We start from the raw sequence: 13,147 nt of genomic DNA on the forward strand, positions 1-13,147 counted from the left end.
GGCCGGGCCGGGAGCTATGCCGCCCGGCCCGACGCCTCCCGGCGAGCACGCGCCACTTCGGACCGGACGAGCTGACGCAGGGCTTCCGGGTCGAAGGGCTTCTCCACGCGTGGGTTGCCCACGCGCTCCAGGAACGTCCGCGCGGTGGCAGTGAAGGCGCCACCGGTGATGAACACGATGCGTTCCGCCGCTCGCGAGTCCACCTGCGCGAGCGCGTCGTACAGGTCCATCCCGGTCATCTCCGGCATCATCAGGTCGCAGAGCACCACGTCGTAACGGGCCTCTGTCCCGGTCAGCTTCTCCAAGGCTCGCCGCGCGCTCACCAGCACATCCACGTCGTTCTCTCGCGCGAGGGTGCGGCGGATGGCGCCACTCACCAGGGCATCGTCGTCCACCACCAGCACGCGGCCTCGCGTTGCCGCCTCGGTAGGTGCTGGAGCCGGAGCGGACTGGGCGGAGAACCGTCCACCCTCGCCCACGCTGTCTGGAGGCGGCCCGTCCGCGCTCGCGTGGGTGGACGACGGCGCTCCCAGGTGCGAGCCCACGGTGCCCGCATCCGGTGACCGTGACATGCTGGATGTGACACTGGCGTCCTGCGCGGCCATCCACCCTCCGTTCTCCTGGCTTGCCGCCAGGGCGTCGGAATCCGCTGCCCGACCGTCCGTGGACTTCGCCTGTGGCGGCGTGAGGCCCCACCCAGCGTCTTGCGCCCGCTCCGGAGCAGGGGCCCGCGGCGTCGAGTCCATTTCGGCACGCGGAGCTGCCTCGCCACGCAGGCGCATCGTGGTCGCGTCGCTCGCCGCCACACCGTGCTCGACAGACACGTCGGGCGTCGCTGCGATGTGTCCCGAAGACGCTGGAGTCTCGGGCGCCGCGGACGACGCCACGCCTCGCTCCGACGTCGCGGGAGTCTCCACCGAGGCACCGTCCCCTCCAACCCGCTGCGCCTCCGCCGCGGCCCTCAGCGTCACGCGGAACACCGAGCCCCGCCCGGCCTCGCTGTCCACGGCGATGGTGCCGCCCATGGCCGTCAGGTAGGCGTGGCACAGCGACAACCCCAGCCCCGTGCCCACGCCCACCGGCTTCGTCGTGTAGAAGGGGTCGAAGATGCGGCCGAGCAACTCCGGCGAAATCCCGCTGCCCGTGTCGCGCACCTCCGCCACCACCCGCCCATCCAGGCCCCTGCGCGTGACGAGCCGCACCTCGTTCGACTCCGCCTGTCCCTCCGGCAGCGCCTGCGCCGCGTTGATGAGCAGGTTGAGGAACACCTGTGCCAGGCGCGCCTCGTTGCCCTCCACGCGCGGCACGTCGCCGTAGTCGCGCACCAGCTTCGCGCGTGGGCGCAGCTCGCCCATGGCAATCTTCACCGCCGAGTCGAGCACCGCGTGCAACTCCACCGGCCCCTGCTTCTCGTCATCCGGCCGGGAGAACATCTTCAAGTCCTGGACGATGCGCCGCACGCGGTCCGCGCCCAGCAGCGCGTCACGCAGTGCCTGATTCACATCCTTCAAGCGAGCGCCCACGTCGCGCGTCCCGTCCAGCTCCCGCGCGAGCGCGTCCGCCTCCTCGCTGGCGTGCTCCAGGTTCGACACGATGTACGCCAGCGGGTTGTTGATTTCGTGCCCCACGCCCGCCGCGAGCTGCCCCACCGCCGCCAGCCGCCCGGTCTGCACGAGCTGCGCCTGCGCCTGCCGGAGCGTGCGCATGTTCGCCTCCAGCTCCGCGTTGGCCCGCGCCAGCGCCTGCGTGCGGTCCTTCACGCGCTCCGCCAGCCACCGCTCGCGGTCCTTCAACTGCCCCACGCGCAGCAGGTACACGCTGACGCCCAGAATCCCCACGCCCAGCACGCACAGCAGCCAGAAGCCCGTGCGCTGCCACAGCTTCGGCTCCAACACGACGTCCAGGGCCACCGGCTCGGTCCACCCGCCGTCCCGGCCCTTCGCCTGGACCTCGAAGCGGTAGCTGCCCGGCCGCAGGCCGTTGTACAGCGCCCGCCGCGCCTCCGCGTGCACCCACGTGTCGTCGTGGCCCGCCAGCCGGTAGCGGAAGGGCAGCCGCGCCGTGTCCACTGGCGTGAAGGCCGTGAAGCGAATCTCCAGCCGCGAGGCCCCGGGCTCCAGCTCCACCGGCCCCTCCACCGGCACCGGCGTGCCCTGGACGCGCACTTCTTCAATCCGCACCTCGGGCGGCTGCCGGCTCGCACGCACCCGCACCGGGTCCACCACGATGGCGCCGCGCAGGTTGGTGAACCACAGCCGCCCGTCCTGCCCCCGCCACGCCGACGGCTGCGTGTTGCCGTTGCACTCCGCGCTGCGCATGCCGTCACGCGTGTCGAAGTCCAGCGTCGTCAGTCGTGGGCGCACGCCATCCGCCACGTCATCCAGGTCGCGCCGGGACACGCGAGACACGCCCTTGTTGCTGCTCATCCACAGCGAGCCGTCCCCGTCCGACACCAGGCTGAACACCGCGTCGTCGTACAGGCCCTGCGCGACGGTGAAGCGCGCCCAGGTGTCCTCGCGCCACCGGCCCAGCCCCGTCTCCGTGCCCACCCACACCGTACCGTCAGGGTCCGCGTGCAGCGCCAGCACCAGGTCGCCCGGCAACCCGTCCTGCTGCGTGAAGCGCTGGAAGCCCTTCTGCTCGCCGTCCCAGCGCACCAGCCCCGTGTCCGAGCCGAACCACACCCGGCCGCGCGAGTCCTCCACCATGACGATGATGGGGTTGGTGAAGCCGTGCTTCGGGCCGTACACCGTCACGCCGCCGCCATGCATCCGCGCCACGCCCGCTTGCGTGCCCAGCCACGTGTCCCCCCGCGAGTCGACCAGGATGGCCGTCACCACGTCGTGCGGCAGCCCCTGCGCGCGCGACACCCGCGTGAAGCGCTGGCCGTCATACCGGTATGCGCCAGTGAGGGTGCCCACCCACAGCGTCCCGTCAGGCGCCTCGTGCATCGCGGGGATGACGCTCTCCGGAAGCCCCTGCTCGGCGCCCACGTGATGGAACGTGCTGTTCTCGTACCGGAACAGGCCGCTGGTGGTCCCCAGCCACAGCGTGCCGCGGCGGTCCTCCAGCACGGCGCTGACCGTCTCGTCGGCCAGGCCCTCGGGGATGCCATACGTGGCGAAGGGGCCGTCACGCAGGCGCATCAGGCCCGAATAGGTGCCCACCCAGAGGTGGCCGTCCCGGTCCTCCAGCAGCGACAGCACCGCGGACTCCGCCATCCACTCCATGCCGGGCACCGGCTCGCTGAAGCCCTTCGTGTTGTGCCGCGACAGGCCGCCGCGATGCGTGCCCACCCAGAGGTTGCCGTCACCGTCGGCGTACAGCGCGTTGACGGACAGGGACGGCAGGCCTTCATCGGTCGTGAAGCGCCAGGCCACCACGCCATTCCACGAATAGAGGCCCGCTTTCGTCCCCAGCCAGAGCACGCCCGTCGCATCGCGACGCAGCGCCATCACATAGGGCCGGGACTCCGGCCCGGGGAAGGGGAACGGCGCCGGCTCCACGCGCCCATCCACCCAGCGGGCCAGCCCCTCCGGCGTGCCCACCCAGAGCGACGTGCCCTCACCGGGCGTCAGCGCCGTGATGTGGGAGGCAGGCAGGCCATCCGCCACCGTGTACTGGCGCGCCACGCCCTCGCCCAGCGGCACCTGCCAGAGGCCCGTCGTCGTCCCCACCCAGAGCACGCCATCCGCCGCCACCAGCGTCTCCACCCGCGCGGAGTCCAGCGGCGCGGCGGCGCCCGGCGCGCGCTCGAAGTGGCCCTTGCGGTACGCCACCAGCCCCTGGCCCGTGCCCACCCACAGCGTGCCCGACGCATCCTCCGCGAGCGCCTTGATGGTGTGGTTGCGCAGCTCCGGCGCGTTGCGCTTGTCGAACACGGTGAAGCGCGCGCCGTCGAAACGGGCCAGCCCCTCCCACGTGCCCAGCCAGAGGTAGCCGTCGCGCGTCTGCACCATGGACAGCAGGCTGTTCTGCGGCAGCCCGTCGTCGCTGCGCCACATGTCCTGGCTGTACTGCGAGACACGGCGCTGGGGGTCCAGGGCCATGCCCGGCGTTGCCAGGACGAGTCCCACGACGAAGAACCACCCGATGAACCCCCGCCCGAGAGCGCGGGCTCGCTGCCCCGGAGTGCGCATGTCGCCCGCAGTGTCCGGCAGAAACGGCCCAGAGGCCACACGCCGCCGAATTCACCGGAGGTGGAACGTTCAGTGAACGGTCTTGGCGGCAGCGGCGAGGGACCGGCCTCCTCCCCCTGTACAGCCCCACCGACTTCCCCCCGCCGCTGCCGCCGCGTCCGCCACCACCTGTGAAGCCGGGAACCGCACCCCCGGCTCCATCATGGCCTTGGCCATTGCGCGTCCGGCGAGGAGGCCCCGGTGGTGGCGGAGGCCTCCGACGCGTCGCGCAGTGGTGAAGATGCGAGCCACGCCCCCACCGCGCCACTGCGGGAATGCGACACCCTGGGTGTCCCCCGGTCGAACCCAGTGGAGCCATGAGGCGCACGTCCTCCTGTCCGGTCTATGCTCCGCGCGCCGAAAAGAGGGTGGATGAGCAACGGGTCGTTGTTTGCGACGGACCAGGTGACCACGCAGGCGCGGTACCAGTGGCACCTGTGGGTGGCGGATGTGCTGGACCTGGGGACGTCCGTCCTCGTGGGCTGGGGCGCGTTGCGCGCGCTGGAGCAGGACCGGACCCCGCTATCGATGCCCCTGGCCATGGCCCTGGCGTGGCTCACCGCGTCCGCCGTGGGCGGGGTGACGGGCCGGACCTTCTGGCGACAGGTGGCCGGGGTGAAGTTGGTGCACGCGGAGCGCACGCCCGGGTTGCTCCGCGGCCTGGCCCGCGCCTTCACCACGCCGCTGGACCTGCTGCTGAACGGGGTGCTGATGCGCCGTCCCCTGGACACGCTGCTCGGGCTCCACGCGGAGCCCGTCGTTCCCGGCGCGGGCCCCCGCCTCAAGGGCGTGGCGCTCCAACTACCCTGGCTGGCGGTGCTGGCGGGCGCGGTGTGGCTGCTCGTCACCCCCACCAAGGCGGAGATGCTCCAGTACCTGGGCCGCACGCTGACGGGCTGGCACTGCTGCCACGACACGCGCGAGGTGACGTGGCAGTGCCGCACGTCCCTGGACCGCGCGGTGCGCAATGCCCGGAGCGGGGACGCCGAGGTGAAGACGCTCGTCGCCGACTGCCCCGTCGCCGGCGCGCGGCTGGGGCCATGAGCCTTCCGCGCCCGTCACGACGCGGAGCGCCTCAGCGCACCTTCACCCGCAGCTCGCCTTCCTTGCAGATGACGCCCAGGTAGCCGGAGCCCACGTCGAAGTTCGGGTTGTGGCGGAAACGGCTGGCCGTCTTCCGGTCCCCGGCCTTCACGACGCCCAGCCACGCCGCTTTGCGGATGTCCTTCACCACGTAGCAGTCAGACCAGTCGATGGACTCGTTGTTCTGGACCTCCACACCCGGGTCCAGGAAGCCGCCCACCCCGCCCTGCACGCTCACGTGCCCGCGCAGCGTGCGCTTCGCGGGGGCCGCGGCCACGACGGCCTCCACCTCGCCCTTGTCGGGCTCGGCGACCTGCGCCTGGGACTCCTCGGTCGCCGACGCGCCGGCGGGGGCGTCATCCCGTCCAGGCGCCGCCACGAAGAGGTCCACCGAAGCCGCCAGGGCACGGTCATCCAGTTCGATGAACGCCCGCGTGGGCCGCATCGCGACGCCGCGTCCCGGCCGCACCACCCGGGCCCGCCCCAGCACCTCGCGCTTGCCGTTCTTCAACGGCCCCAGCACGTCCATCTCCGCGCCCGGGAGGAAGCCCCGCCCGATGATGCCCCGGTCGACATAGTTGCGCCCGTTCGCGCTCTGAATCGGGAGCACCTTCGCCGGCGTGGCATAGACGACGGCGGGCTCGACGGGGACCGCCGGCTTCTTCGCGGGCGTCTTCACCGACGCGGGGCGCGGCGCCCGAGCCCGCTCGGGCTCCGCCTTGTCGTTCTCGGCGGCACCCGGCTCGCCCGCGGCAACCACCGCCGCACCGGCGTCAGCGCCCGTGCCCGCGTCGGACAAGGGCGCGGCTTCCGCGCTCGCCCCCTGCCGCGCGGCGGCGCCGGGCGTCTCCACCCCCTTGTCCGAGGCCAAGGGCGGCGCGACCTGCCCTGAAGCGCCGGCCACGGGCCCGGTGGCCACCGGCGCCACACCCGACGACTGGACGAAGAGCGCGGTGACGGCGGAGGTGGCAATCACCAGCAACACGGCAATGGCGGCATAGAGCCCCACCGGCCGCTTCCGGGACGCCCGCTCCTCCAGCGCCGCCGCGGACACGACGGTGGGCGCGACGAAGGACTGGGACGCGGCGGGCTCGCCACCCGAAGCCACCACGACGCTGGAGGACGAGCCGGAAGGCGGCCGCACCGAGGTGGTCCCGGTGCCCAGGTCATCGCCGTCCGCATAGATGGCGCCGGGACGGGCCACGCCTCCCGAGCCGAACCCGGGCTGCGCCGCCGGGCCGCGCATCAGCGTGGGCTCGAAGCCCGCGGCCTGCTGCGGCCCGGTGCCATAACCCGGCGCGGGGGTGCGGCGGTGGTTGGAGGACGAAGACACCTTGGAGATGAGCTTGCGCTGGGCGTCGAACGCCTCCGGGCACAGCCCGCGCACGAAGTACCCCACCTCCTCGGCGCCCATCGAGGCACCCGAGCGCACCAACTCCGTGTTGAGCGCGCGCGCCAGCTCGTCCGAACGCATGTAGCGGTCATCCGGACGGGCCGTCAGCGCGCGGCGCACGACGGCGTCCAGCGCGGCGTCCACGTCCGGCCGCAGCTCGCTCAGCGACGGCACCACCGGCTGCGACATGGCCGCCATCATCTCGCCCACCGTCCCGTGGGGGATGAGCGAGCGGCCGGCCAGCATCTCCCACACCACGACGCCACATGAGTAGATGTCGCTGCGGTGGTCCAGGGGCTCGGCGCGCACCTGCTCGGGGGACATGTACCCCAGCTTCCCCATCACCGTGGACGGCAGCGTGTACTTGCTGCGCGCCGCGGACTTGGCGAGGCCGAAGTCGATGACCTTCACCTCGCCCTCGTAGGACACCATGACGTTGTGCGGGGACACGTCGCGGTGGACGATGCCCAGCGGCGAGCCGTCCGGCCCTGTCTTGCGGTGCGCGTAGCCCAGGCCCTCCGCGATGCGCTGACCCAGGAACAACGCCACCGGCACCGGCACCGCCACGCCCTGCGAGCGTGCCTGCTCCAACAGGTAGGCCAGATCCACGCCGGCCACATACTCCAACGCCATGAAGTACGTGCCGTCCGCCTCACCCATGTCGTAGACCTGGGCAATGGACGAGTGCACCAGGTGCACCAGCACCTTGGCCTCGTGGTGGAACCGGTCCAGGAACTGACGGTCCTTCAGCAGCGCCGGCAGAATCGTCTTCACGATGCACGGCTTCTCGAAGCCGGCCGCGCCGCTGATTTTCGCCAGGTACACCTCCCCCATGCCCCCCTGGCCCAGGGGGTGGACGAGCTCATAGCGCCCAAGGAAGCGGGAGGACTCTGTAGGGACGGTACTCATGGCGTCTGGCGGCAGCGAAGCACCCGAAAGCGGACGGAATCAAGCAGCGGGCGACTTCCTTCCCTCAGACACCGCCAGGGCCTTGGACGGAAACTCGCCCTCCGACAGTGCGCCCGCCGCGTACCCGTCGGGCAGGGTGGGTGTTCAGGAGAGCGGCGAATGCCGGGTGCGTGCGTGAAGGCAACCCCGACTTGGGCCGCGATTCCGCCGCTCAACACATGCGGTGTGAACCGCCGCACCTCAGGCAGGGGGGCGCCCCCCAGTCCGTTGCCACGCTTTCGCGAAATGCGCTCCCTGGTGGATGCGCGCCCGGTGTCTCCGCCGGGCGCCGTTCGAGAAGGAGCGGCTCATGAAGCGGTGGGGACTCATGGGACTGTTGGCACTCGCGGCATGTGGGCCGGACGACTCCTCAGACAAGGGAGCCCAGAGCCAGGTCTGCCCGAACATCATCGCGGGCTCCCTGTCCGAACCCGTGGAGACACGGCACGTCCAGGCCCCCCTGACGGATGACGACGGCCGGCAGCGGGTCATCATCCGTTATCGGAATCAGGGGGTGATGGCCACCGCCCGCGTGCATCAGGTGGGTGGACAGGTGACAACCACCTTCCGCTCCACGCCCGCGGTGGCGGCGCGCATGTCGCTCCAGGAACAGCGAGCGCTCCTGGCCGAAGACCCGACAGTGGAGAGCATCGAGCTGGACCAGGAGTGGCGCGCCCTGGCCCCCGCCACCGTACCGATTCATCCCGTCCTGGCCTCGGTAGCGCGGGGCGCCACGCCACGCGAGTTCACCCCCGGGCTGCGCAAGGTCCAGGCGCACGAGGTGTGGGACGTGGATGGGGACGGACTGCCGGACCCGGACCGGCCCACTGGTGCGGGCGTGCGGCTGTGTGTCATCGACAGCGGCCTGGATTTGGAGCACCCGGAGCTGCGCGACGCGGTCGTCGCCGGCCGCGACCTGCTGGAGAACGATGACGACCCCTCCGACTTCAGCAGCGGCCACGGCTGGGGCACCGGCCACGGCACGCACGTGGCGGGCATCATCGCGGCGCGGCCAGGCCACGGCGGGCGCGGCTCACCCCAGCTGCCGGACACCGGGGTGATGGGTGTGGCACCGGGCGTGGAGCTGGTCATCGCCCGGGTGCTGGACATCCACGGCCTCACGCACATGAGCTTCGTCCTGGCGGCGGTGGAGTACTGCGCGGAACAGGGCGCCAAGGTCATCTCCCTGTCGCTGGGCGGCGGCGTGCCCTCCAAGACGACGTTCGAGGTCTTCGAGGCGGCCCACGCGCAGGGCATCCTGGTGGTGGCCGCGTCGGGCAACAGCAACGCCCAGCGGGTGGACTACCCCGCGTCGGACCCGCACGTGCTGGCGGTGGGCGCGGTGGACGCCCTGGACCAGCGGGCCACCTTCTCCTCCGGCGGAAGCCAGCTGGCGCTGGTGGCCCCGGGCGTGGACGTGCTGTCCACCTTCCCGCGCGGACAGGGCGCGTTCTCCACGGTGGACGTGCGGGACACCCAGCCGCTGTCGCGCTCACTGCTGTATGCCCCCATCGAGAACAAGTGGGGCAAGCTGGTGGACTGCGGGGGCGGCGCGACGCTGGACTCGTGCCAGGGCAGCACGTGCAACGGCTTCGTCGCGTACGTGCGGCACGGCGAGGTGCCCACCGACATGGCCATGGTCAACGTGATGAAGCAGGGCGCGCGCGCCGTCATCTTCGGCAACTCGAGCTGGGAGGGCGGCGTGGACATCCTCGCCATGCCTCGGCGAGGGCAGTGGGTGCCCGCCGTCACCATCACCCAGGCGGGGGGCACCGTGCTGCACCGGATGCTGGGAGAGCTGGCCCGCATCAGCATGAGCCCGGCGGACTACGCCTATATGTCCGGCACCTCCATGGCCACGCCCTACGTGAGCGGCGTGGCCGCGCTGCTCTTCAGCGCCCGTCCCTCCGCCACGCCGGACCAGGTCAAACACGCCCTGTTGTCCTCGGCGAAGGACCTGGGGCCTTCCGGCCATGACGAAGACTTTGGCCATGGGCTGGTGCAGGCCCGCGGCGCGCTGGAGGTCCTCACCCAGCTGCCCTGAGGGGTGGGAAGGACAGCCGCACCAGGTGCCCCACGGCCCGCGTGGGCCTGATTGCCAGGCCCTCCCGCGCGGACCACGTTGCCTTTCGGACGCGAACAAAGGAGTCCGTCATGAAGGCACTCGTACGTGGCGCGTTGTGCGCGGCGGCGCTCTGGGGCGGCGCCGCGCTGGCCCAGGCGGAGGACCGCCCCATCGCGGAGCCGCGCATGCGGTCCGCGGAGACGGTGGAGTTCAGCGACAGCGGGCGGAAGCGGGCCGACACCGGCATCTATGCCCAGCTGGGCGGCGGCCTGGAGGGCTACACCGGTCAGCTCGCCCCGGAGGTCACGCCGGGCTTCTCCTATGGCGCCGCGCTGGGCTACCGGCCGCACGCATTCTTCGCCGTCGAGCTGGGCTACAGCGGCGGCCTGAGCGACATCGACAGCCGCATGGGGCTGCTCGACGACGGCGAGGGCGGACCGGACATCGTCCGCAACGCCGGACAGGCCGTCGTCGTGGGCAGCTTCACCGACACCCGGCTCCAGCCCTACGTCCTGACGGGCATCGGCCTGGACCGCTACAACGTCCGCAACGACGCCCGGGGCGCCGTCCGCGGCTTCTCCGATGACACCAGCGGCTACGTGCCCGCCGGCGCGGGCCTGCGCTACCAGATGGGCAACCTCATCACCGCCGACGCCCGGGTGAACTACAACTTCCTGTTCGACCAGGACTTCGCCCCGGGCGGCCGGGCTCCCGGCGCGCTGGACGGCCGCTACTCGGCGATGCTTTCGCTGGGCGGAACCTACTGACGGCGGCGGCGGAAGCGTCCGGGGCCTTCTCCCCCGGGTGCCCCGCCCCCCTCGAACGGCCTCAGTAGGGCCGGTCGACATGCATTCGCGCGGCGGCCCACGTCCCCTGGAGCCAGGCGGGGAGCTGCTGCTCCAACTTCTTCGCCTCCCCTTCGGTGATTTGGGCATGAAGCGCGGAGAACACGCCGTGGAGCACCAGCCGCACGTTCTCCGGTTCGGCGTTCAGGTGGTTGGCCACCATCAAGTAGAAGTCGTCGCGGTCCAGCTTCGCGGGCGCCTCGCCGCGGTGCCTGTGACAACCGCGCAACAGCTCGCGCACGTCCGGCGAGAGCTGCTCGCGCAGGTGCTCCACCCACGAACCGGACAGGCGCTCCGACAACGCACAGAACACCGCCTCGGCGGCCTTGTCCGCCTCGTAATCCGGAATCTGGGAGGATATTGCGTCCAGAAACGATTTGCGGTCCGTCCCCACGCCCAGTCCCGTCCACGAAGGCGTGCGCTCCTGCTTTTGTATCGACATGATGTCGTCTCCTCTCCCTGCCCTTCACCGTGGGGGTGCGCGGGAGCGCTGACAGCAGACCGCGCGGCGGAGGCAGGGCCGCCCGTCACGTGGGAAGAACCTCCGCGCGCCAAGACCAGACATGCCCGGATTCGGGATTTACGTGTCCGTCATTGGGACCGAGGTGGCAGCCAAACGCGTCAAGCGTTTGTGTTTGATTCGACCGATGATTCCATCTGATGGAGCGCCACGCGGCGTGCTTCGCCGGAAACACATGGCGTTCAAAACTGCCCGGAACTCCTGGGGAACTGTTCAAATCCCGGCCCCGCGAAGAATGCGAGGGGTGGCTGGAATGAATTCCCATCGCAATTGTCTTGGTCGCGCATCGTAGACCGCTTGCACGGCGACCTTGCCGCCATCTCAACCATCAAGAATTGAGGATTTCATGTATCGCATTGCCGTAGCCGCCCTGGTCCTTGCCTCGTCCGGTTGCGCCACCACGGGCGGTGGCGGTGGCCGTGAGGGCAACGCCACCATCGCCGGCGTCATCCGCCTGCCGGAGAGCGGGCTGCGTGCCGATGACGCTTGCGGGCAGCTCCAGGTCATCGTGGCCTCGCCGGACGCGCCCACCAACGGGCTGGGCCGGGCGATGGTGAAGCCGAGCCGCGGCAACCGCTGCTCCTTCACGGTGTCGGGCGTCCCCAGCAACACCAACCTCCAGGTCGGGCTCGCGGCGGGCGGCGGCCTGAAGTGCGAGACGGGCGCCACGCCGACCATCACCCCGGAGCCTTCCACGGTGAAGGTGAACGATTACGGCACCGCCACGCGCGACTTCGCCCTGAGCTGCGGCGCCTGAGGTCCTGAAGCACGCCTGTGACGCCGCCCGTCCAGCCCTCCCCATGGGGCAGGCTTGGCGGCGTCACGCCATCAGCACGAACTCGTCCGGCGGGCAAGGGGCCCTTGTGGATTGATTCGCGTCGAAGGGGACGCGAAGCTTCCCGGGTCCTTCGCAGAAAGACGAGTTGGGTGATGAATCCGTACCGCTTGCGCGCCGTGACGCTCGCCCTGGCCCTGGGCGGGTCGGGCATGGCGTGTGAATCCGAAGAGCCGTTCCCCAACCTCGACGAGTTGGACCAGCTCCGCAGCCTGCACAGCCTGGGGCGGCAGCCGCCGAAGGACAGCACCAACCGGATGGACGGGCTCGCTCGCGCCGAGGCGCTGGGCGACGTGCTGTTCCACGACAGCGGCCTGTCACGCTGCGGCACGGTGTCCTGCGCGAGCTGCCATGGCGGCGAGGGTCTGACGGTGCCCACCGCCAAGGCGAAGGGCTGCGACGGGCACCTGTCCGAGCGCAACCCCCCCACCCTGCTGAACGTGGCCTACAACCGCTGGTTCATGTGGGACGGACGGGCGGACCGGCTCTGGAGCCAGGCCATCCTGCCGCTGCTCAACCCGGTGGAGATGAACACGGACGCGCAGGTGGTGCGCGCCCGGCTCACCGCGGTGGAGTCGTACACCACGGAGTACCAGGCCCTCTTCGGCAAGGCGCCCGCGGACGAGACGGACTCCGCGCTGCTGGCCAACGTGGGCAAGGTGATGGCGGCCTACCAGCGGACGCTGGTGCGCATCGACGCGCCCTTCGACGCGGACGTGCGGCGCTTCATCACGGCGGCGGAGGCCGGCCAGGCGGATGCGGACCCGGCGTACCTGGGGCTGAAGACGTTCCTGCGCAAGGGCCAGTGCATCGTCTGCCACAAGGGGCCGGCGCTCACCGACGACCTGTTCCACAACATCGGCGTGCAGGACAGCAGCCCGGGCGCGGGAGGGCAGTGGAGCGTGCTGACGCCGCTGCTGGACTGGGAGTTCAACGCCGCCAGCCGCTACAGCGACGCGCCCACCGGCACCATCGCGGCGCGGCTCCAGACGCTGCGCACCCAGGCGGACCGGGTGACGCTGGAGGGCGCGTTCCGCACGCCGTCGCTGCGCAACGTGGCCCTGACGGCGCCGTACATGCACACCGGCGCCCAGGCCACGCTGGAGGAGGTCATCGACTTCTACAACGAGGGCGGCGATGCGGCCGGCAGCTTCGTGGGTCAGAAGACGGTGACCATCGTGCCGCTGGAGCTGACGAACGAGGAGAAGCGCGCGCTGGTGACGCTGCTCCAGTCCATGACGGGCACATCGCACCACTGACGGTGACGCGGGGCCCCGGCA

The 13,147-nt window shown here is 71.2% G+C and carries 8 protein-coding genes; 5 read left to right on the plus strand and 3 right to left on the minus strand.

The annotated features are described in order from the left end of the window. Positions 1-14: 14 nt before the first annotated feature. Positions 15-4,139, minus strand: a complete 4,125-nt coding sequence (locus OZ403_RS37975; protein WP_268783051.1) for a two-component regulator propeller domain-containing protein — start codon at positions 4,137-4,139, stop codon at positions 15-17. 411 nt (positions 4,140-4,550) lie between these two features. On the opposite strand from OZ403_RS37975, the gene OZ403_RS37980 reads away from it, so the two are divergent. Then, entirely contained in the window at positions 4,551-5,222 is a 672-nt protein-coding gene (locus OZ403_RS37980; protein WP_268783052.1) for a hypothetical protein, read from the plus strand. Between the two features lie 31 nt (positions 5,223-5,253). Here the strand turns inward: OZ403_RS37980 and OZ403_RS37985 are convergent, their stop codons facing one another. Further along, positions 5,254-7,563, minus strand: a complete 2,310-nt coding sequence (locus OZ403_RS37985; protein ID WP_140877977.1) for a serine/threonine-protein kinase — start codon at positions 7,561-7,563, stop codon at positions 5,254-5,256. A gap of 349 nt (positions 7,564-7,912) precedes the next feature. Here OZ403_RS37985 and OZ403_RS37990 point away from each other — a divergent pair, with 349 nt between their 5' ends. Together OZ403_RS37990 and OZ403_RS37995 are read left to right on the plus strand one after the other, a co-directional pair. Then, on the plus strand, positions 7,913-9,646 hold the full coding sequence (locus tag OZ403_RS37990) for a S8 family serine peptidase (RefSeq protein ID WP_268783053.1): 1,734 nt from the start codon (positions 7,913-7,915) through the stop codon (positions 9,644-9,646). 110 nt (positions 9,647-9,756) lie between these two features. After that, positions 9,757-10,434: a hypothetical protein gene (locus tag OZ403_RS37995; RefSeq protein WP_237080061.1), complete on the plus strand. Its 678-nt coding sequence runs from the start codon at positions 9,757-9,759 to the stop codon at positions 10,432-10,434. Positions 10,435-10,495: 61 nt separating this feature from the next. Here OZ403_RS37995 and OZ403_RS38000 read toward each other — a convergent pair whose 3' ends face one another. Further along, positions 10,496-10,954, minus strand: a complete 459-nt coding sequence (locus OZ403_RS38000; RefSeq protein WP_140796060.1) for a DUF2267 domain-containing protein — start codon at positions 10,952-10,954, stop codon at positions 10,496-10,498. Positions 10,955-11,378: 424 nt separating this feature from the next. On the opposite strand from OZ403_RS38000, the gene OZ403_RS38005 reads away from it, so the two are divergent. Next, positions 11,379-11,789, plus strand: coding sequence for a hypothetical protein (locus tag OZ403_RS38005; RefSeq protein WP_268783054.1), 411 nt, complete (start codon positions 11,379-11,381; stop codon positions 11,787-11,789). 173 nt (positions 11,790-11,962) lie between these two features. Next, entirely contained in the window at positions 11,963-13,126 is a 1,164-nt protein-coding gene (locus OZ403_RS38010; RefSeq protein ID WP_268783055.1) for a cytochrome-c peroxidase, read from the plus strand. The last annotated feature ends 21 nt before the right edge of the window (positions 13,127-13,147 follow it).

Origin of the sequence: Myxococcus sp. NMCA1, from assembly GCF_026810205.1 — a bacterium.
In the GTDB taxonomy this organism is placed as follows: Bacteria; Myxococcota; Myxococcia; order Myxococcales; family Myxococcaceae; genus Myxococcus; species Myxococcus xanthus_A.